17 protein-coding genes are annotated in these 20,063 nt (G+C 68.6%); 9 read left to right on the forward strand and 8 right to left on the reverse strand.

Annotated elements, in window-relative coordinates; translation table 11 throughout:
* Positions 1–1,017 (forward strand): 4-hydroxy-3-methylbut-2-enyl diphosphate reductase, encoded by a 1,017-nt coding sequence (locus H0264_RS11170; RefSeq protein WP_181583897.1) that lies wholly within the window; start codon positions 1–3, stop codon positions 1,015–1,017.
* 71 nt (positions 1,018–1,088) lie between these two features.
* On the opposite strand, the gene H0264_RS11175 is transcribed toward H0264_RS11170, so the two are convergent.
* Both H0264_RS11175 and H0264_RS11180 read right to left on the reverse strand, forming a co-directional pair.
* Positions 1,089–2,114, reverse strand: coding sequence for a DUF6542 domain-containing protein (locus H0264_RS11175; protein WP_181583898.1), 1,026 nt, complete (start codon positions 2,112–2,114; stop codon positions 1,089–1,091).
* A 94-nt stretch (positions 2,115–2,208) separates the two neighbouring features.
* Positions 2,209–3,351, reverse strand: coding sequence for a DNA recombination protein RmuC (locus H0264_RS11180; protein ID WP_181583899.1), 1,143 nt, complete (start codon positions 3,349–3,351; stop codon positions 2,209–2,211).
* 592 nt (positions 3,352–3,943) lie between these two features.
* On the opposite strand from H0264_RS11180, the gene H0264_RS11185 reads away from it, so the two are divergent.
* Together H0264_RS11185 and H0264_RS11190 are read left to right on the forward strand one after the other, a co-directional pair.
* Positions 3,944–5,260 (forward strand): exonuclease SbcCD subunit D, encoded by a 1,317-nt coding sequence (locus H0264_RS11185; RefSeq protein ID WP_181583900.1) that lies wholly within the window; start codon positions 3,944–3,946, stop codon positions 5,258–5,260.
* Between the two features lie 181 nt (positions 5,261–5,441).
* Positions 5,442–8,846, forward strand: a complete 3,405-nt coding sequence (locus H0264_RS11190) for an AAA family ATPase (RefSeq protein ID WP_181583901.1) — start codon at positions 5,442–5,444, stop codon at positions 8,844–8,846.
* A gap of 9 nt (positions 8,847–8,855) precedes the next feature.
* Here the strand turns inward: H0264_RS11190 and H0264_RS11195 are convergent, their stop codons facing one another.
* The 5 genes from H0264_RS11195 to H0264_RS11215 all read right to left on the reverse strand — a co-directional run bounded on the left by H0264_RS11195 (position 8,856) and on the right by H0264_RS11215 (position 13,942).
* Positions 8,856–9,083: a hypothetical protein gene (locus H0264_RS11195; RefSeq protein ID WP_220139964.1), complete on the reverse strand. Its 228-nt coding sequence runs from the start codon at positions 9,081–9,083 to the stop codon at positions 8,856–8,858.
* A gap of 32 nt (positions 9,084–9,115) precedes the next feature.
* On the reverse strand, positions 9,116–9,667 hold the full coding sequence (locus tag H0264_RS11200) for a methylated-DNA--[protein]-cysteine S-methyltransferase (RefSeq protein WP_231083149.1): 552 nt from the start codon (positions 9,665–9,667) through the stop codon (positions 9,116–9,118).
* The gene (locus tag H0264_RS11205) at positions 9,664–11,244 is read right to left on the reverse strand and encodes a DNA-3-methyladenine glycosylase 2 family protein (protein ID WP_181583902.1); all 1,581 of its coding nucleotides are present in this window, start codon (positions 11,242–11,244) and stop codon (positions 9,664–9,666) included. The genes H0264_RS11200 and H0264_RS11205 overlap by 4 nt, the downstream gene beginning before the upstream one ends.
* Before the next feature lie 99 nt (positions 11,245–11,343).
* On the reverse strand, positions 11,344–11,514 hold the full coding sequence (locus H0264_RS11210; protein ID WP_231087146.1) for a YbdD/YjiX family protein: 171 nt from the start codon (positions 11,512–11,514) through the stop codon (positions 11,344–11,346).
* 79 nt (positions 11,515–11,593) lie between these two features.
* Positions 11,594–13,942: a carbon starvation CstA family protein gene (locus H0264_RS11215; protein WP_181583904.1), complete on the reverse strand. Its 2,349-nt coding sequence runs from the start codon at positions 13,940–13,942 to the stop codon at positions 11,594–11,596.
* 338 nt (positions 13,943–14,280) lie between these two features.
* Between H0264_RS11215 and H0264_RS11220 the strand changes: the two genes are divergently transcribed.
* The 6 genes from H0264_RS11220 to ychF all read left to right on the forward strand — a co-directional run bounded on the left by H0264_RS11220 (position 14,281) and on the right by ychF (position 19,187).
* Positions 14,281–15,594 (forward strand): ABC transporter substrate-binding protein, encoded by a 1,314-nt coding sequence (locus H0264_RS11220; protein ID WP_181583905.1) that lies wholly within the window; start codon positions 14,281–14,283, stop codon positions 15,592–15,594.
* Positions 15,591–16,526, forward strand: a complete 936-nt coding sequence (locus H0264_RS11225; protein ID WP_181583906.1) for a carbohydrate ABC transporter permease — start codon at positions 15,591–15,593, stop codon at positions 16,524–16,526. The genes H0264_RS11220 and H0264_RS11225 overlap by 4 nt, the downstream gene beginning before the upstream one ends.
* Before the next feature lie 41 nt (positions 16,527–16,567).
* Positions 16,568–17,347, forward strand: coding sequence for a carbohydrate ABC transporter permease (locus tag H0264_RS11230; protein ID WP_181585451.1), 780 nt, complete (start codon positions 16,568–16,570; stop codon positions 17,345–17,347).
* Between the two features lie 56 nt (positions 17,348–17,403).
* On the forward strand, positions 17,404–17,619 hold the full coding sequence (locus H0264_RS11235) for a type II toxin-antitoxin system VapB family antitoxin (RefSeq protein WP_181583907.1): 216 nt from the start codon (positions 17,404–17,406) through the stop codon (positions 17,617–17,619).
* Positions 17,616–18,032: a PIN domain nuclease gene (locus tag H0264_RS11240; RefSeq protein ID WP_181583908.1), complete on the forward strand. Its 417-nt coding sequence runs from the start codon at positions 17,616–17,618 to the stop codon at positions 18,030–18,032. Before H0264_RS11235 ends, H0264_RS11240 begins: the two co-directional genes overlap by 4 nt.
* A 75-nt stretch (positions 18,033–18,107) precedes the next feature.
* Entirely contained in the window at positions 18,108–19,187 is a 1,080-nt protein-coding gene (gene ychF / locus H0264_RS11245; protein WP_181583909.1) for a redox-regulated ATPase YchF, read from the forward strand.
* Between the two features lie 12 nt (positions 19,188–19,199).
* On the opposite strand, the gene H0264_RS11250 is transcribed toward ychF, so the two are convergent.
* Positions 19,200–19,991, reverse strand: coding sequence for an SAM-dependent methyltransferase (locus H0264_RS11250; protein ID WP_181583910.1), 792 nt, complete (start codon positions 19,989–19,991; stop codon positions 19,200–19,202).
* Between the last annotated feature and the right edge of the window lie 72 nt (positions 19,992–20,063).

The raw sequence follows: 20,063 nt of genomic DNA on the forward strand, positions 1-20,063 counted from the left end.
ATGTCCTCGGCTATCCCTTTGAACGTCGGAATCGTGCGGTCCACGTCGGGTGCCGCCGACGCACCGCTGGGTTCATCAAAAAAGCGAGTACTGCTCGCCGAACCGCGCGGCTACTGCGCCGGTGTGGATCGCGCGGTCGAAACCGTGGAGAAGGCTCTAGAGAAGCACGGCTCGCCGATCTATGTGCGCAAGGAGATCGTGCACAACCGGCACGTGGTGGAAACCCTGCGGGAGCGCGGCGTGATCTTCGTGGACGAGACCGACGAGGTGCCGCACGGCGCGGTCGTGGTGTTCTCCGCGCACGGCGTGTCCCCGATGGTGCACGAGTCCGCGGCCGCGCGGGAACTGCACACCATCGACGCCACCTGCCCGCTGGTGACCAAGGTGCATCAGGAAGCCAAGCGTTTCGCGCGCGACGACTTCGACATTCTGCTCATCGGCCACGAAGGGCACGAGGAGGTCGAGGGCACCGCGGGCGAGGCGCCCGACCACGTGCAGCTGGTCGACGGGCCCGACTCGGTCGACAAGGTCACCGTGCGCGACGAGAACAAGGTGATCTGGCTTTCGCAGACCACGCTCTCGGTCGACGAGACCATGGAGACCGTGCAGCGGCTGCGGCAGAAGTTCCCGAAGCTGCAGGATCCGCCGAGCGACGACATCTGCTACGCCACCTCCAACCGGCAGACCGCGGTCAAGGCCATGGCGCCGGAATGCGATCTGGTGATCGTGGTGGGTTCGCGCAACTCCTCCAACTCGGTGCGGCTGGTCGAGGTCGCGCTCACCGCGGGCGCGGGCGCGGCGCATCTGGTCGACTACGCCAAGGAAGTGGATCCGGCGTGGCTGGAGGGCGTGCGCACCATCGGCGTCACCTCCGGGGCCTCGGTGCCGGAGATCCTCGTGGAGGGCGTGCTGGAACTGCTCGCCGAGCACGGCTTCGGTGAGGTGCAGCCGGTGACCACCGCCAACGAGACCCTGGTGTTCTCGCTGCCGCGTGAGCTGCGCGCCGCGCGCCAGTAACGCACAACGGCTGGAGAAAACACGAATCCCCGCACTGTGTGCGGGGATTCGCTGCTTCTCGGAGAGACTGCTCAGCGTTCGATGCGGCCCGAATCGCGTTCGCGGTAGCGGACATTGGGGCGCGGATGCGGCGGGACCTCGCCATTGGGGTTGCGGCGGCGGCGCGGTTCGCCCTGCTGGACGTTCGGCTGGCCGTTTCGCTCCGGGGCGGCACGGCGGCCGGGGGCGGGCTTGCGTTCGCCGGGTGCGGCGGGCTTGCGCTCGGCGGGCTGGGCCGCGGCCTGCCGGTCGGCGGTCTTGGCGGCGCGGGCGCGGTCCGGCTGGCGGTTACCGCGCGCGGCCGGGCGGCCCGTGCGGGTGCGTTCCGGAGCCGACTGATCCTCGGCGCGGCCACGATCCGCGGCGGCGCGGCCCCGGGCTGTCTCGGCGGCCGGACGGTTCGCGTTCACGCGCGGCGGGCGCTCGGCCGTGCGGCCTGCGGGGCGGCGGGACGGGCGAGCGGTGGCCTCGGCGTCGGTATCGGCGGTGGCTTCCTCGGAGGTACCCCGGAAGCGTCGTCTGGCGGGGTCCTTGGAGTCGGCCGGGCGGGTGCGCTGGCCGCGGGCGGCGGCCGACCGGGCGGGGCGCGAGCGCGGGGTGCGCTGACCGCCGGAACCGGATTCCTCTTCGCGGCGGTGCAGGAACACGCGGACCGCGCCGACGGCGAGCACCAGCACGGTGGCCAGGGCCATGGTGGGGAAGCGGTTCACCAGGGGGATGGCCAGATTGAGTAGGAGCTCCTTCGGATTGCCGGAGCTGCCCAGCATCAACTGATAGGCCACCGGAACCGCGACGAACAAAAGCAGCGGCGGCAGCACCATGGCGGTGAAAAGCCCTCTGTACCGGACGATGAGCGCCGCGAGCAGACAGCCGACCACATACAGCGTGGCGAACGTACCGGTCAGCTCGGTACCGCCGCGTGAATCGATGAAGAAACCGATGAACGTGCAGGTCACCGCAACCAGCACGGCCGCCCCGGCCGGAACGCCGGGGACCGTCGGCAAGATCGACCGGTGCGACGACGGCACCTCGGCTCGCTCGTTCTGGGTAACTGCCACGAAAAGCACACTAAATCATTGCGATGCTTCGCGAGGTAGACGACATCACGCGGGTGTGAAGCAACCCTCACCCGCGCGTGCTCGAGGCGGTGAATTACGGGTTCAGATTCTCCGCGAAGCCGACCGCGCGCGGCCACGATTCCACCCGCTGAATTTCGGGTACCGGAGCCTCCGCGATCTCGAGATCGTGGAGTTTGCGGGCCGTCACCATGACCCGCGATTCCACCGACGCCACAGTGTGATTGAAGGAGTCCACCGCCTTGCCCAATTGCGCGCCCAGCCGGTCCAGATGCTTGCCGGTGGTACTCAGGCGGGTGTAGAGCTCGCGGCCCAGCTGCTGGATCAGCGCCATGTCGGCGGACATGGCCTCCTGTCGCCAGCCGAGCGCGACCGTGCGCAGCAGGGCCATCAGCGTGGTGGGCGTGGCGAGCACCACATTCCGGGTGAAGGCGTATTCGAGGAGGGCCGAATCGGTGCCGAGCGCGGCATCCAGGAACGGGTCGCCCGGGACGAACAGGACCACGAACTCGGGGGCGGGATCGAAGGCCGTCCAATACTCCTTGGCGGCGAGCTGATCGACGTGGTTGCGCAGATGCCGGGCGTGCTTGGCCAGATGGCCGTCGCGCTCGCGCGGATCCTCGGTGCCGGCGGCGTCCAGATAGGCCGAGAACGGGACCTTGGAATCCACCACGATGTGGCGGCCGCCCGCCAGATGCACCACCAGATCCGGGCGCACCACGCCGTCCGTGCCGCCGCGGCGGGTGACCTGGGTGTCGAAATCGCAGTGCTTGGTCATGCCCGCGAGTTCCACCACGCGCTCCAATTGGATCTCGCCCCAGCGGCCGCGCACCTGCGGGGCGCGCAGGGCGGCCACCAATTGGCCGGTCTGCGTGGACAGTTGGTGCGACATGCGCTGCATGCCCGCAACCTGTTCGCGCAGACCCGAATACGCGTTGATGCGGTTGTGCTCGACCTCCTGGATGTGGCGGTTGAGCGTGCCGACCGCCTCGCGTAGCGGTTCCACCAGCGTGCCGATGGCATGGGACTGCCGCCGCGCCGCATCCTCGCTGGCCGCGCCCAGTGACTGCCGCAACAGACGTTCGTTGTCGCGCATGGCCGCTAATCGCGCCTCGGCCACCGCCGCGCGCTGACCCGCCCGCGCGGCATGCCCCAGCCAGCCGACAGCCAGCCCGGAGAGGAACACCAACAGCAGCGCAAACAGCATCGGTGCGGTCATGAGTGCAGATAGTGCCGCATCCCACCGACAAAAGTGCGAATCCAGCAACCGCTCGGCACATTTCGTCCGTATTGAGGAGGAGGTTCTGAAACTCTTCAGACTTCTCAGGGGCTTCGCTCCCGAACCCCCAACGGCGAGAACGCTGGACGTTCGGGGGCTGCGCCGCGAACCGGCCGAGCGGCACAGTGTGGGCGGCTGAGGGCCGTACCGCGTGCCCGCCGGGTGGCACTGTGGGGGCGGCTGAGGGCCGTACCGCGTGCCCGCCGGGTGGCACTGTGGGGGCGGCCGACAGCTGTACCGCCAGCCCGCCGAGCGACACGGGGCGGCAAGTGTGCGCGGCGGGGGCCGCGCGTGGAACCGACTGAGTGACATCAGAGGTGGGTGTCCCGGGGCGTGCCGCGAGCCCGCCGAGCGGCGCAGCGGTGGGTGGCCGAGGTTCGCACCTCGAGCTCGTTGTGCGGCAGAGCGGTGCGCTCAGGGGCTTCGCGCGGAATCCTGTGGGGCAATCGGTGCGCAATACACCGGCGTGTTTTCGACACGGGCTGTGGGTTGGCGAACTACTTGTCGGGGGGATCGCCTACGGTCTCGGGTCATGCGGATCCTGCACACCTCCGACTGGCATATCGGGCGCACCTTTCATGGCGTCGATCTGCTTGCCGACCAGGAGTGTTCGCTGCGTGCCATGGCGGAGCTGGTGGCGGCGGAGGGGGTGGATGTGGTGGTGCTGCCGGGGGATGTGTACGACCGGTCCATTCCGAGTGCGGACGCTATTGCGGTGTGCAATCGGGGATTCGAGGCAATTCGGGCGGCGGGGGCAACCATTGTGGCCACGTCCGGCAATCATGATTCGCCGACGCGGCTGGGGGCACTGGGGAGTTTCGCGGCGGCGGGCGGGCTGCATCTGCGGTGTGCGATCCGGGATGTGGCGCGGCCGGTAGTGCTGGCCGATGAGCACGGGGAGGTCGCGTTCTACGGAATCCCGTATCTGGAGCCGGACATCACCCGGGTGGAACTGGGTGTGCCGCAGGCGCGTTCGCACGCGGAGATTCTGGACGCGGCCATGGGGTTGATCCGGGGGGATCTGGCGGCGCGGGCCGCAGCGGCGGGTGCGGGCGGTAGCAGGCCGCGCACGGTGGTGCTGGCGCATGCCTTCGTGGTGGGCGGGGAGGCCACCGGGTCGGAGCGGTCCATTTCGGTCGGCGGCGTGGAGACCGTGCCGCAGTCGGCCTTCGACGGCATCGACTATGTGGCGCTCGGCCATCTGCATTCGCCGCAGACGCTGTCGGATTCCGTCCGGTATTCCGGTTCGCCCCTGCCGTATTCGTTCGGCGAGCGTTCCCATCGCAAGGCCGTGTGGATCATCGATCTCGATGCGTCCGGCCTCGCCGGGGTGACCCGGCACGAACTGCCGGTGGTGCGCGGGCTCAGCCAACTCACCGGAGAGCTCGACACCCTGCTCACCGACCCCGGGTACGCCGAGGCCGAAACCCATTACGTCTCCGCCACACTCACCGACCACGCCCGCCCGGTCGACGCCCTGCGCCGCCTGCGCGACCGCTTCCCGCACGCCGTCCACGTGGAATGGCAGCGCCCCGAAGGCAATCCGGAACTGCGCTACCGCGAACGCGTGCACGGTTGCCGCGACGCCGAGATCGCGCACAGCTTCCTCACCGACGTGCGCGGTGCGCCGACCGCCGGTGAAATGGGCTGGGTCGAACGCGCCCTCGCGGCGGCGGTGCGCGAGAAGGACGGCCCGAAGCGGACCCCGGAGCCCGGCGATGCCGCCGAGGACCTATCCGCGTCGCGCGTCACGCCCACCGCCGAGTCCGGGCGGCCGGTCGATGATGAGCCGCGCGGGCTGTTCGACGAGTACGAAACCGGTGGCCCGGCTGCTGGATTGACCGCATGAGCGGAGTTGGTCACCGCGCTGTGACGCGCCCGCCGGGCAGTCGCGCGCGCGGAGTAGTCGGCCGCGCTGTGGCGCGCCGCGGCATGGGCGGAGTAGTCGGTCGCGCTGCGGCGTGTCCGTTAGGCGGCCGTGTGCGCGGAGTTGTTGGATTGTGCGTGGCGGAAACGGAAGGGGGCGCCGCGTGCGGCTGCATCGACTCGAACTGACCGCCTTCGGTCCGTTCGCCGATACCGCTGTCGTGGATTTCGACGAGCTCGGGGCCGACGGGTTGTTTCTGCTGCACGGGCAGACCGGTGCGGGCAAGACCACCGTGCTGGATGCCATTGCCTTCGCGCTCTACGGCAGCGTGCCGGGAGCGCGCGCGGAGAGCAAGCGGCTGCACTCCGATCACGCCGACGAGCAGACGCCGCCGCGAGTATCGCTGGAGGCCACCATCGGCGGCCGCCGCCTGCGGCTGATCCGCACACCCGAATTCCAGCGCCCGAGCAAGCGCGCGAAAACCGGGTGGGTGAAGGAGAACGCCTCCGCCACCCTGGAGTGGCTCGACGGCCGCGGCCAGAATCTGGCCCGCATCCCCGATATCGGCGACGAGGTGCTGCGCCTGCTCGGTATGAGCGCCGACCAGTTCTTCCAGGTCGTCCTCCTGCCCCAGGGCGACTTCGCCCGATTTCTGCGCGCCCACAACGAGGAACGCGAGAAGCTCCTCGAAAAGCTCTTCGACACCGAACGTTTCGGCACCGCCGAACAGTGGCTCGTCGACAAACGCCGGGCCGGCAGCGCGGACCTGGACTCCCGCAAACAGAGCATCGACCGCCTCATCGCCCAGGTGGGCGTGGCCGCGGGCCTCCCCGCCACCGAAACCGCCGGCATCCTCGAATCCGTCGACTGGTCCCAGCGCCTGCTCGCTGGAGCCCGCGCCACCGTCGCGAGCACCTCCGCGGATCTCGAACAGCGCCAAGCAGATTCGGCCCGAGTCCGCGCGTCCGCCGAATCCCTGCGCGCGCTGCACGAACTGCACCGCCGTCGCACGCTCGCGCGAACCCGGCTCGCCGACTTCCACGCCGGCGCCGTCCTCCGCGAATCACTCGCCGCCGAACTGGCCCTGGCCCGCCGCGCCGAACCGGTCGCCACCGCCCTGGCGGAGGCCCGCGCCGCCGCAACCACCCTGCGCCGCCGCGAAGGCAATGCCGTCCGCGCCGCCGAACAGCTGGCCGCCCGCCTGCTCCAGCCCGCCAGCGCCGAACTCGACGGAACTGCTTGGGCAGCACAAGATCTCGCGTCGGAGGAGCTGGCCACCACCGATCTCGCGATCGAACTGGAAGCACTGGAGCCCGTACCGGAACCAGGGTCGGGCCGGGTACCGCGGGAAACAACCGGCATGGCCGCCGTCGCTCCGCGTCGAGATCCGCGGTTCGGGGACTCGGATCCGAACGGAACGGCACGTGGCGCTGAGGGATCGCAGTCTCAGGCGATTCCGACGCCCGATGGGAGCCGTTGGAGCGCTACCGGATCGGCGAGCGGCCCGGAGGTTTCCGGTGCGGGGAGCTGTGGGGTGGGGTCGGGGGAACCGGCCGGGTTGTCGGCGGTCGTGGGTGATGCGGTGGTCGATCGGGGGACGGGGCGCCGCGTGGGTGGGCTGGATGTCGCGGTACGGGTGTGGAGTGCGCAGATCGGGGCGTTGGACGAGGTGCGCGCCGACGCTACGGCGGCGGCCGAGTTGACCGGAGAGCTGGCGCGGTTGCGGGCGGAGCAGGCGGCGCTGGCGGCGCAGCTGGGGGAGCTGCGCAGGCGGCGGGATGCGGTGCCGGAGGCCCTTGTGGGAGTACAGGTTCGGCTGCGGGCGGCGACCGATGCGAAGGCTGGGCTGGCTGCGCTGGAGGTCGAGTGTGAGCGGTTGCGGACCGCCGCGAAGGCGGTTGTCGAACTGGAGCGGCGGCGGGCTGAGCTGGCCGGGGCCACGGCCGGATTCGAGTCCGCTCGGGCCGCGCACCTGGATGCTCGGGAGCGCACGCTCGCGTTGCGGGAGCAGCGGTTGGCGGGGATGGCGGCCGAGCTCGCCGCAGCGCTGGTGGCGGGGGAGCCGTGCAGTGTGTGCGGGTCGGCGGACCATCCCGCGCCTGCCACGGCGACCGCGCAGGCGGTGTCGAAGGAGGCCGAGGAGGCCGCGCTGGCTGTGGAGCGGAAGGCCGAGGCAGCGCGGGAGCGGGCGGGGCAGCAGGTCGCGGAGCTGGAGCGGATCATCGAGGTGCTGGTCGAGCGCGGGGGTGATGCGGACAAGGCCGAATTGGCTGCCGCGCTGAACGATTCCACGAACCGGCAGACCGAGGCCCGGAAGCTGGCCGGTGCGGTCGACGCGCTCACCGCCGAGTTCGAACGGCTGCGGGCCGACGAGACTCGGGTGCAGGATGAGCTGCGGGAGTGCGAAAGCCGCAGCAGTGCCACGATGGAGCGCATCGTGGCGGCCGATCGGCGGCTCGCCGAGCTGACCGAGCGGTTGCGTGCCGCCGCAGGTGCCGACGGCACCGTCGACCGCCGCCGGGCTCGACTGGAGACTCTGGTGTCGGAAGCCGCCGCCTTGCGTGAGGCGCGCACCGAGGTCGCCTCGGCCCGCGATCAGGTCGCCGCGCTGGCGCTGCGGGTCGAAAAGCTTTCGTACGAGGCAGGTCTCGTGGAATCGGCACCGCCCGTCATGGGGGAGAACGGGCCGGATTACACGGTCCTCGCGGAGTACGCGCGCGCCGTGGACGCCGCCTCCCGCACCGCCCAGCAGCAAGCGGATATCGAGGCGAAGCTGGCCGAGGCCGAGGGGGCCCGCGCGCACGCCGAGGCGGTGCTGGCCGAGCCGGAGATCCAGGCGGTCGCCGACGCCGATCCGGGTGACCTCGAAGTAGCGGAATCGGCTGTGGCCCAAGCGCAATCAGCTCTCGAAAGCGCTGTCGCCGCACACGCCGAGGCCGCTCGCCGGGTGGAACAGCTCGAAGATCTGTGCAGTCAGCTGTGGGCCGCGGTGGATCGCATCGCACCGTTGCAGCGCGCGCACAATGAACTGTCCCGGCTGGCCGATGTGGTCTCCGGCCGCGGTGAGAACAACCGCCGCATGTCCCTGCGGTCGTACGTGCTCGCTGCCCGCTTGGAGGAGGTCGCTCTCGCCGGTTCGGTGCGCCTGCGCCGAATGTCCGGTGGCCGTTACGAATTCGTTCACACCGACGCCGCCGGTTCATACGGCCGCCGCGGCGGCCTGGGCCTCGACATCCGAGACGACTACACCGGCGCGATCCGCCCCGCCAAAACCCTCTCCGGCGGTGAAACCTTCATGGCCTCACTGGCTTTGGCGCTTGGCCTGGCCGATGTGGTGTCCGCCGAAGCCGGTGGCCTGGTCATGGACACCCTCTTCATCGACGAGGGTTTCGGCAGCCTCGACGCCGACACCCTCGACGCCGTCATGGGCGTCCTCGACGAACTCCGTTCCGGCGGAAGGGTTGTCGGCGTCGTCTCACACGTGGACGAAATGCGTCAGCGCATCCCCAGCCGCCTGCACGTCATCCGCGGCCGCAACGGTTCCAGGCTGGAAACCACCGTCGCCTGAGCGTCGGCGTCATTGCGATGGGATCTGGAACTCCGGATCCTCGTAATAAACGGTGATCGAGGGCCACGGGCCATCCGCGGTCACCTCGGTGTGCATGACCAGGTCCATTACGGTTGCAACGCCGAAATCCTCCAGGGTGTTCGCCACGGTCCGCAGGAGCTTCGCCACGTCGCCCTGTTCCGGGCCGGGCGGGTTCGATTGGGAGAACGTGCGAATCGGGTCGAAGGCAATGGGCACTCGACGCTCCTATGGCTGTTTTCGGTGGTGGTTCAGGCGTTTTCGTGGGCGATGAGCCAGCGTTTGATGTCCAGCCCCCAGCGGAAGCCGCCGAGGGTGCCGTCGGTGCGGATGACGCGGTGGCAGGGGACGAAGAGGGCGGCGGCATTGCGAGCGCAGGCGTTGGCGGCGGCGCGGGTGGCGGCGGGGCGGCCGGAGACGGTGGCGAAGTCGGTGTAGGTGACGGGTTCACCGGCGGGGATCTTGCGGAGGATTTCCCAGGCGTGGACCAGGAACGGGCCGGAGAGCTGGCGGACGGTGATGGCGTCGATGGCGGTGAGATCGCCTGTGTGGTAGGCGGTTACGGCCTTGGTGACCGCGCCCAGGGAGTCGCGTTCGCGCAGCGCCGCGGGCCGGAGGATGGGGTGGATGAGGCCGCGCAGGTTCTCGGCGTCGCCGGTCCAGCCGGACGCCAGGACCGCGCCGTCGGCGTCGACGAGGGCGGTGAAGGGGCCGATGGGGGTGGTGACGGTGCTGAAATCGGCTGTGCTGCGGCGGATGTCGGCTCCGGCGAGGGTTTCGGCGGTGCGGGTCGCGGCGTTCACAGGGAGGTTCTCGCTTTCCGGGCGCCGGCGGCGCCGTCGGGGGCAGGGGCGGGATTGGCGAGGGCGTGCTTCCACAGGTGCATGGAGAGGTAGGAGCGCCAGGGCGACCAGCGGCCGGTGTCGGTCAGATCGATGCCGAGCAGGCCCGCGCCGCGCCGCACCACCAGGTCGGTGTGCAGCAGGATGTCGGGGTCGGCGAGCAGGCGCATGGTGACGTAGTCGGCGGTCCAGGGGCCGACGCCGTCCAGGGCCAGCAGGTCGCGGCGCAGGTCGGTGGGGGTGCGGCCGGCGTGCAGGACGAGATCGCCCTGGGCGAGGGCGCGGGCGGCGGCGACGATCGCCTCGATGCGGCGGGTGGGGCCGGTGAGCACCTCCGCGCCGTGCTCGGCAATGGCGGCCGGGGTGGGGAACAGGTGCGGGATGGGCCCGGTGATGGATTCACCGAGGTGCTGCACCAGTCGCGAGGTGTGGGTGTTGGCGGCGGCCACCGAGATCTGCTGCCCGATCATGGTGCGCAGCAGCAACTCCGAGGCGTCGAGGCAGCCGGGGACGCGGATGCCGGGCGAGAGGGTCAGTGCGTGCACGGAGGCCGGTCGCGTGGCGGCTCCGTCGGCGAGACCCAGGCCCGGCCCGGATCCGTTGGCGGACGGGTGCGGTCGCAGCGAGGCTTCGGCCAGGCCCGCGGCGAGCGCCTCGTCGATGCCGACCGGGTCGGCGTCGAGGTCGAGGAAGTGGCGCAGCCGTGCGACGGTCGGTGCGAGGTCGCGCATATCGTGCAGTGCCAGCGTGGCCCGCACGTGTCCCGGCTGCACGGACAGCCGAACCGTGGTGTGCCCGTGCGGAGTTCGCAGGCTCCGCGTGTACACGCCGTCCTCCCAGGTTTCGAGCCCGGGTGTGGTGTGCGCGGCCAGGAACCATTCCAGCCACGGCTTGTCGAGTGGTTCGCGATAGGGCAGGCGCAGTGTGAGCAGCCCGTTGGTGGTGGGCAGGGTGTCGCCGTTGCGGCGGCGGGATTCCTCGCGCAGCGTGGTGGGGCTGACCGCGAAGACTTCGCGCACGGTGTCGTTGAACTGGCGGATGCTCGCGAACCCGGCGGCGAAGGCGATGTCCGACATGGGCAGCCGGGTGGTCTGGATGAGCAGCCGGGCGGTGTGCGCGCGGTGGGCGCGTGCCAGCGCCAGGGGGCCGGCTCCGAGTTCGCTGGTGAGCACCCGGGTGAGCTGACGTTGCGAGTAGCCGAGCGCGTCGGCCAGCGCGGGCACGCCGCCGCGTTCGATGACGCCGTCCCCGATCAACCGCATGGCGCGCGCGGCCAGGTCGGCGCGGGTGTTCCAGAGCGGTGAGCCAGGGGCGGCGTCGGGTAGGCACCGGCGGCAGGCGCGATATCCGCACTGCTGGGCGGCGGCCGCGGTGGGCAGGAAGGTGACGTTGGCGGGTTTCGGGGTGATGGCGGGGCAGGAAGGGCGGCAATAGATTCCGGTAGTGCGCACCGCGGTCACGAACTGCCCGTCGAACCGGGAGTCCCGGGTTGCCACGGCGCGGTAGCAACGCTCGAAATTCAAGTCGTTCGCACTCACGGTGTCCACACTGTCAGTCCGGGCGCACTCGTGCTAGCGGATATCGGACACGGGGGGTGCGGGAATCGGCCATGGCACGGCTTGTCAGTATTCGTGCACTCAGCAGCAGCGATTCGAGGGGTTCCGGTCGGCCGCGTCGTGCCGCTGCTTCCAGTATTCGCGCTCGCTCGGAATCGGGGCGCCAGGATGGTGCAGTCGCTGATGCTGCACATACCGCTGATAGTCGCCGCCGCCGAGAATGGCGTTGAACCACCAGATGACAGCGCGCACCGCCCGTGCAACGGCGCGTCCCGCCGACCGCAGGGGACCTGCGGTCGGCGGGACGGTCGGGTTGTTCATCACAGCGGCATCAGTGCGCGTGCGCCGCGCCCGGCGCGCGCACCTTGCCTTCGGCGATCAGCGCATCCCATTCCTTCTGCACTTCCTTCTCGGCAGGCGAGGCGAGGAAACCGCTGGGCCCGAAGATCTTCGACGGCTCCTCCGGCGTCTCGGTGGTCTCGACGCCGCCCTTGCGGATGGCCCGCAGGCACACCACCACGCCGACGACCGCCACCACCAGCACCAGCACCGCGAACACGATCGACAGCGTGCCCTGGATGAAGGTGTTGCGCACGATCTTCTCCAGATCGTCGATCTGCTTGTTCAGCGCGGCCGGATCCGCCACGCCCTTGGGCAGCTGCCCGGAGTCGCGCGCGGCCTCGTAGGCGTCGAGCTTGATGACCGCATTGTTGTGCGAGGTCCAGTAGCCGATCTTGGGGTCGCCGGAGAAGATCTTCTGCCAGGACGCGGTCATGGTGACCAGCAGATCCCAGAACAGCGGAATCGCCGGAATCCACGCCCATTTCAGCAGGCCCTTCTTCACCACGATCACCAGCACCACGGTCAGCGCGACGGCCGCCAGCAGCTGGTTGGAGATGCCGAACAGCGGATACAGCGTGTAGATGCCGCCCAGCGGATCGGTGACGCCCATGAGCAGCACCGAACCCCAGGCCGCCACCACGATGGCCGAGCACAGCCAGGCTCCCGGCCGCCACGACGCGTCCTTGAACTTGGTGAACGGGCCGCCGAGGTTGCCCAGCGAATCCGACACCATGAACCGGGCCACGCGGGTGCCGGCGTCGATGGTGGTGAGAATGAACAGCGCCTCGAACATGATCGCGAAGTGGTACCAGAACGCCTTCATGCTCGCGCCGCCCAGGAACTGGTGCAGCACTTCGGACATGCCGACCGCGAGGGTGGGCGCGCCGCCGGTGAGCGAGACGATGCTCTTCTCGCCGATGTCGGCGGCGGCCTGATTCAGCTGCGCCGCGGTGATGTCATCGCCCTGCAGGTTCAGCGAATTCACGTAGGTGGCCGCGCCCTCGGCGGTCTTGCCGGTGAGCGCGCCGCTGGCGTTCATCGAGAAGTACAGGTGCTGATCGATGATGCTTGCCGTCACGATGGCCATGACCGCCACGAACGACTCCATGAGCATGCCGCCGTAGCCGATCATCCGGGCCTGCGACTGCTTTTCGAGCAGCTTCGGGGTGGTGCCCGAGGACACCAGCGAATGGAAGCCGGACAGCGCGCCACAGGCGATCGTGATGAACAGGAACGGGAACAGGCTGCCCGCGAAGGACGGGCCGTTGCTGTTGGAGGCGAACTCCGACACCGCCGGGGCCTTCAGCACCGGCATGGTGATGAGAATGCCCGCGGCCAGCAGCGCGATGGTGCCGATCTTCATGAAGGTCGACAGGTAGTCGCGCGGCGCCAGCAGCAGCCACACCGGCAGCACCGAGGCGATGAAGCCGTAGGCGATCAGCATCCACGCGATGGTGGTGCCGGACAGGGTGAACCAGTCACGGCCCCAACCGGATTCGGCCACCCAGTTGCCGGACACGATGGCCAGCATGAGCAGCGCGAAACCGATGAGCGACACCTCGCCGACCTTGCCCGGCCGCAGGTAGCGCAGGTACAGGCCCATGAACAGCGCGATCGGAATGGTCATGGCGATGGAGAACACGCCCCACGGGCTACCGCCCTCCAGCACACCGGTTTTCGCGTTCGGCGTGGCGGCCAGCGCGTTCACCACGACGATGCCGAGCACCGCCAGCAGGATCATCATGATGACCAGCACGGCCACGATGGCGGCGATGCCGCCGACCACGCCCAGCTCATCGCGCGCCATCTGGCCGAGCGAACGGCCGCGGCGTTTCACCGACGCCCACAGCACCAGGTAGTCCTGCACCGCGCCCGCCAGCACCACGCCGACGATGATCCAGATGGTGCCCGGCAGGTATCCCATTTGAGCGGCGAGAACGGGTCCGACCAGCGGGCCCGCGCCGGCGATGGCGGCGAAGTGGTGGCCGAACAGGACCCGGCGGTCCATCGGCATGTAGTCCTTGCCGTTCTCCATGGCCTCGGCCGGAGTGGCGACATCGTCGCGCGGCCTGGTGATCTTCCATTCGATCAGCCGGGCATAGAACTGGAAGGCCAGCACATAGGTACAGATCGCGGCGATGACGATCCATACGGCATTCACGTTCTCGCCGCGCACGAACGCGACGATCGCCCAGGCGATGGCGCCGAGGACGGCAACGGCCGCGAAGATGCCCTTCTTGGCGGTGGACATGGGTGTCCGGTCCACGATTCCCACGGGCGGCAGATCGGGATCTGTCCGTAGGTACTCGATGTCCGGGCGTTTCTCTAGGGTCGCCATGCGACAACTCTCCCGTGCGGTGCAGCGGTTTCTATCTGAAATGAGGACAACGTAGCGGAACCTGCATATGTTTTCGGCGGCTTTCGCCCGCCGTTCATCTGGTTCCGTACCGTCGGGTATGGGTGGCCCGATGGACGCTGTGCCGTCGGGCGGGGGTGGTGCTTTCCGGCGTGTGTTCCCGGCGAGTTCGCGTGTTGTCCGCGTGTCGCAGGTTGCTACCCGTATGCTGCCATGCGGTTTGGAGACCTGCGCCACATGGTCCCATGAATCCCACTCTGCGGGATGCGCTCTTGAGTACCGCTCGACAGCACGGCACCCGGCAACCGTGAGGAGACGCAGTGACCCGCCCGCTCGACCGGCGCACCCTGCTCCGCTCGGCGACGGCGCTGACACTGGGCGCGGCAGTGGGCGGTTGCGGCGGCGGAGACGACGACGCGGTGACCTTCTTCTTCCAGGCGCGGCCCGAAGAGGCGCGGACCAGGCAGCTCATCATCGACGAATTCCACCGGCGCAGGCCGGATATCAGGATCCGGACCATCATGTCCGGACCGGATCCGCTGCAGCAGATGTTCACCTACTGTGCGGGCGGGAAGTGCCCGGATGTGCTCATGGCGTGGGAGCTGCTGTACGCCGGGCTCGCGGAACGCGGTGTGCTGGTGGATCTTCGGGAATTCCTGGACCGCGATCCGGCCCATGCGGCGACGCTGTACGCGGACGGGTATGCGACGCTGCGGGACACGTTCGTGTGGCGGGGCGGGCAATACGTGCTGCCCGAGCAGTGGTCGGGGGTATTCCTCTACTACAACCGGAAACTGTTCGAGGAAGCCGGGATTCGACCGCCGCGACGGTGGAGCGAGGCGTGGACCTTCGACGAGTTCCTGGCCGCCGCGCAGGCGCTGACCCGGCGGGACGGCGACGGGCGGACCCGGCAGTGGGGGTTCGTGGATGCCTGGGTGCCGTACTTCTCGGCCGCCTGCTTCGGGATGAACAATGGCGCGGAATGGTTCAGCCCACCGGTGCGGCCGGTGCGGACCAATCTCGGGGATCCGCGGTTCGCGGACGGGCTGCAATTCTATGCCGACCTCGCGGTGCGGCATCGGGTCGCGCCCAGTGTCGGTGACCGGCAATCGGTTTCGGCGCAGGACCTGTTCCGGAGCGGGCAGGCGGCCATGCTGATGGGCGGGCACTGGCTGTTCTCGGAGTTCACCGGACGCGACGATCTCGACTTCGATGTGACGGTGCTGCCGGTCGGGCCGCACGGGGGACCGGGGGCCGTCACCGATGTCGGGAGCACCGGGCTGGCCATTGCCGCGAGTAGTCCGCGGCGCGAACAAGCTTGGGAATTCGTGAAATTCGCGACGGGGCCGGAGGGGCAGGACATCATCGCCCGGTCCGGGCTGTTCGTGCCGGTGCTGAAGTCCGCCATGGACTCACCGGGTTTCGCGGAGGCGCATCGCGAGATCCGGAACCTCGAGGTGTTCACCGAAGGGCCGGCGCATTCGCGGCAGATGGCGGTCACGCCGCTGTGGGGGAAGGTCGAGTCGCTGCTGGAACGGGGGTGCAATCGGGTATTGCGCGGGGCTGCCACGGCCGCATCGCTGGGGGATCGGACCACGACCGATATCGACGAATTACTCAGGGCGGCACCATGACCGGGCTGTTGACGAAGCCGGACAACGCGGCGGAACCGGTTCGCGTCTCCGGGCTCCAGCGGCGGCGCGCGCGAGCGGGCGCCTGGTTCGTCGCGCCGAATCTGGCGGCCGTCGCGGTGTTTCTGCTTTTTCCCCTGGGCTTTTCGCTGTACCTGAGCTTTCATTCGTGGGATCTGTTCAGCCCGCCGCGGTTCATCGGATGGGACAACTACCGGCGGCTGGTCTCCGAGGATCCGCTGTTCTGGATCGCGCTGCGCAATACGGCGGTGTTCACGGTGCTCACGCTCGTGCCGACCGTGGTCGTCAGCCTCGCGGTGGCGGGGCTGTTGAACCGGAAACTGGCCGGGATAGGCATCTTTCGCACGATCGCGTTTCTGCCGCTGGTGGCCTCGACGGTCGCCATGGCGGTGGTCTTCCGCTTCATCTTCGCCAGTGACGATGGCCTGGCCAATCTCCTGCTGGGCTGGATCGGCCTCGGCCCGATTCCCTGGCTGACCGATCCGGACTGGGCGCTGGTGTCGCTGAGCCTGGTGACGGTGTGGAAGAGCGTCCCCTTCGCCACCGTCATCCTCCTGGCGGCCATGCAGGGGATTCCCGAAAACCTGTATGAGGCAGCGGAAATAGACGGGGCCGGGCCGTTGCGCCGCTTCTGGTCCATCACGGTCCCGCTCATTCGCGGCGCGCTCTCGTTCGTCTTCGTCATCACCATCATCAATTCGGTGCAGGCGTTCGATCAGGCGTACGCCCTCACCGGCAGCAACGGCGGCCCCGAAACGGGCACCTACGTGCTGGGAATCATGCTGTTCCAGAACGCTTTCCGCTTCTACGAGGTCGGCTACGCGTCGGCCCTGGCCTGGGTGGTCTTCGCGATCCTGCTGGCGCTCACCCTCGTCCAGCTCCGCCTGTCCCGGCGAGCCGAGGCCGAACAGTGAATCGTCGCCCGGTGCAGTGCGTCCTGATCTATCTGGCCCTGATGGCCGTGGCCTGGTGCGCGCTCGCCCCCATTCTGTGGGCGGTCTCCGGTTCCCTGAAACCCGAAGGGACGCTGTCGGATCCGAATCCGCTGCCGACCGCACCCCGCTGGTCGACCTACGCCGAGGTGTTCTCCTCGATCCCGCTGGGTCGCATGCTCCTCAACACCACCGTGTACGCGGCGTGTGTCACCGCCGGTCAGGTCTTCTTCTGCTCGCTGGCCGGTTACGCCTTCGCTCGCCTGCGTTTCCCCGGCCGCGAAGCCCTGTTCCTCGCCTACCTGGCCACCCTCATGGTCCCCCTGACCGTCACGGTGATCCCGCAATTCCTGCTCATGCGCGCCTTCGGCTGGATGGACACCCCGTGGGCCATGATCGTCCCCGGCCTGTTCGGCAGCGCCTTCGGCACCTATCTCATGCGCCAGTTCTTCCGTGGGCTCCCAATGGAATTGGAGGAGGCGGCCACTCTCGACGGCTGCACCCCCTGGCAGACCTACTGGCGGGTCCTGCTCCCGCACGCCCGCCCCGCGGTCATGGTGCTGGCCGTCCTCACCTGGATCACCGTCTGGAACGACTTCCTCTGGCCGCTGATCATGATTCAGCGCAACGAGTACGCCACCGCCACCCTCGGCTTGCTCCGCCTCCAGGGGCAGTACACCACCAATTGGCCCCTCCTCATGGCCGCCGCCATCCTCCTGCTGCTGCCGCTCCTGCTGATCTACGCCGTAGCCCAGCGCTCCTTCATTCGCGGTATTGCCATGTCCGGTCTCGGCGGGCGGTGAGCTGATACCCTGGATATCCGACGCGGAACTCTAGGGTATCCAGAGGAGGTGCTCGCATGGCATCGAAGACTCCGATCGAGATTGATGAGGAAGCGTTGGCCATTGCTGCCGAGGTGCTCGGCACCAAGACCAAAAAAGATACGGTCAACGCGGCTCTTCGTGAGGTGGGTCAGCGGCTGGTTCGAGTCCGCGCTCTCGCGCGCCTGGGCGAAATGGCCGATCAGGGCGACTTCGATGAATTCCTCGACAACAAGGCGGCGTACCGCAGGTGACACCTGCCCTCTATCTCATCGACACGTCCGGACTGTTCCGGATTCTCCAGGACAAGCTTCGGCAGGCTTGGGTCGACCAGCTGACGGCGGGCGTGATCGCCGTGTGCCCCGTGGTCGAGCTCGAATTCCTGTACTCGGCCCGTTCCCTGGCGGACAGACTGGAGAAACGTCGCCTGCTCGGCGATCTGTTCGGCTGGGTGCCCATGTACGAACGCGGCTACGAGCGCGCAGACGAAGTGCAGCAGCTGATGACCGAGCAGGGGCTGCACCGTTCGGCCGGGCCCGTCGATCTGCTGATCGCGGCAACCGCCGAGCACCATCGTCTGACAGTCCTCTGCGACGACCGCGATTTCGCGACGATCGGTCGAATCACCCGTCAGCCGGTCGCCTTCGTTGGAGATGTTCGAGCGTGATGGTGGCGAGACTTCCTGAACCACCGTCCGCCCGGCTCCGGCCGGGAGCGAGTGCGCAGGTAAACTCTCGTTCTCGTGAGTCTCACCCTCGGAATCGTCGGCCTGCCCAACGTCGGAAAGTCGACGCTCTTCAATGCGCTGACCCGCAATGACGTCCTGGCGGCGAACTACCCGTTCGCGACCATCGAGCCGAACACCGGTGTCGTTCCGCTGCCCGATCCGAGGTTGGCCAAGCTCGCCGAGATCTTCGGCTCCGAGCGGCAGTTGCCTGCCGTGGTGACCTTCGTGGACATCGCGGGCATCGTGAAGGGCGCCTCGGAGGGTGAGGGCCTGGGCAACAAGTTCCTCGCCAATATTCGTGAGGCCGACGCCATCTGCCAGGTGGTGCGCGTGTTCGCCGATGACGATGTGGTGCACGTGGACGGCAGGGTCGATCCGCTCGCCGATATCGAGGTCATCGAGACCGAGCTGATCCTGGCCGACATGCAGACCTTGGAGAAGGCGGTCGTCCGCCTCGACAAGGAAGCCCGCATGAAGAAGGACCGCAAGCCGGTCGCCGATGCCGCCAAGCAGGCACAGGAGATCCTCAACAGCGGCCGCACCCTCTTCGCCGCCCAGAAGGAGCTCGATGTCGAGCTGCTGAAGGAGCTTTCGCTCCTGACGATCAAGCCCTTCCTCTACGTCTTCAACTCCGACGAAGCCGTCCTCACCGACGAGGCCAAGAAGGCCGAACTCAAGGCCGCGGTCGCCCCCGCCGACGCCGTCTTCCTGGACGCCAAGATCGAATCCGAACTCATCGAACTCGACGACGAGTCCGCCCTCGAGCTGCTCGAGTCCATCGGCCAGTCCGAGCCCGGCCTGCACGCCCTGGCCCGCGCCGGCTTCCACACCCTCGGCCTGCAGACCTACCTCACCGCCGGCCCCAAAGAGGCCCGCGCCTGGACCATCCACCAGGGCGACACCGCCCCCAAGGCCGCCGGCGTCATCCACACCGACTTCGAACGCGGCTTCATCAAGGCCGAAATCGTCGCCTTCAACGACCTCGTCGAAGCCGGCTCCATGGCCGCCGCCAAGGCCGCCGGCAAGGTCCGCATGGAAGGCAAGGACTACGTCATGGCCGACGGCGACGTAGTCGAATTCCGTTTCAACGTCTGATCTTTCGGCCGGTCAGGGTTTGCGGGCCACGCCGCAGTAGCAGGAGACCTTGGCGTCGAAGGAGGGGGAGGCGTCGGTGGGTTCGGTGGGGCGCCAGCTGTGGGGTGGGACTATGCCTGGGTCCAGGAGGGTCAGGCCGGTGAACCAGGTGACCACTTCGTCGCGGGTGCGGACCTGGGCGGGGAGGTCGCGGACGCGGTAGACGTCCTGGGCGCGTAGGACCGCGTCCGGGGCGAAATCGGCTGTGATGGTGCAGATCGTGAGGTAGGAGCCGGGGGCCAGGGCGTCGAGGTAGGTCGTGAGGAGCTCGGGGACGTCGGCTTCGACGAAGTGCAGGATGGCGATCATGCTCAATGCGACCGGTTGGCTCAGGTCGAGGAAGTCGCCGAGTTCCGGGGGTTTCAGGATTGAGTGCGGGTCGGTGACGTCGCCGTAGATGTAGGTTGTCGCGCCGAGGGAGGTGCCCGCCATCAGGGCGCGGGCGTGGGCCAGGACGACCGGATCGTTGTCGACGTAGACCACTCGCGCATCCGGGGCGACCTCCTGCGCGACCTGATGCAGGTTGGGTTCGGTGGGGATGCCGGTGCCGATGTCGAGGAACTGGCGAATGCCCGATTCTGCCAGGAAGCGGGTGCTGCGCTGCATGAACTGCCGGTTGACCCGGGCGGCGGTCCGAATGTCGGGCCACGCCTTCAGGATTTCCTCCGCGGCCTGCCGATCGGCCTCGTAATTGTCTTTGCCGCCGAGGAAGTAGTCGTAGACACGGGAGGTGTGCGGCCGGCCCGCTAACAGGTCCCTGTCCATCCCATCACCGATTCGATCGTCTGAAACGTGTGCGAGTTATCGCACAGCCTAGTCCTTCGGCCCGCATCGCCG

The organism is Nocardia huaxiensis (assembly GCF_013744875.1).
Classification (GTDB): domain Bacteria; phylum Actinomycetota; class Actinomycetes; order Mycobacteriales; family Mycobacteriaceae; genus Nocardia; species Nocardia huaxiensis.

Excerpts from the sequence above, each read along its gene's own strand:
- H0264_RS11170 (WP_181583897.1), top strand. The coding sequence starts at position 1 with ATGTCCTCGGCTATCCCTTTGAACGTCGGAATCGTGCGGTCCACGTCG.
- H0264_RS11180 (WP_181583899.1), bottom strand. The coding sequence starts at position 3,351 with ATGACCGCACCGATGCTGTTTGCGCTGCTGTTGGTGTTCCTCTCCGGG.
- H0264_RS11185 (WP_181583900.1), top strand. The coding sequence starts at position 3,944 with ATGCGGATCCTGCACACCTCCGACTGGCATATCGGGCGCACCTTTCAT.
- H0264_RS11215 (WP_181583904.1), bottom strand. The coding sequence starts at position 13,942 with ATGGCGACCCTAGAGAAACGCCCGGACATCGAGTACCTACGGACAGAT.
- H0264_RS11225 (WP_181583906.1), top strand. The coding sequence starts at position 15,591 with ATGACCGGGCTGTTGACGAAGCCGGACAACGCGGCGGAACCGGTTCGC.
- H0264_RS11230 (WP_181585451.1), top strand. The coding sequence starts at position 16,568 with ATGGCCGTGGCCTGGTGCGCGCTCGCCCCCATTCTGTGGGCGGTCTCC.
- H0264_RS11235 (WP_181583907.1), top strand. The coding sequence starts at position 17,404 with ATGGCATCGAAGACTCCGATCGAGATTGATGAGGAAGCGTTGGCCATT.
- H0264_RS11250 (WP_181583910.1), bottom strand. The coding sequence starts at position 19,991 with ATGGACAGGGACCTGTTAGCGGGCCGGCCGCACACCTCCCGTGTCTAC.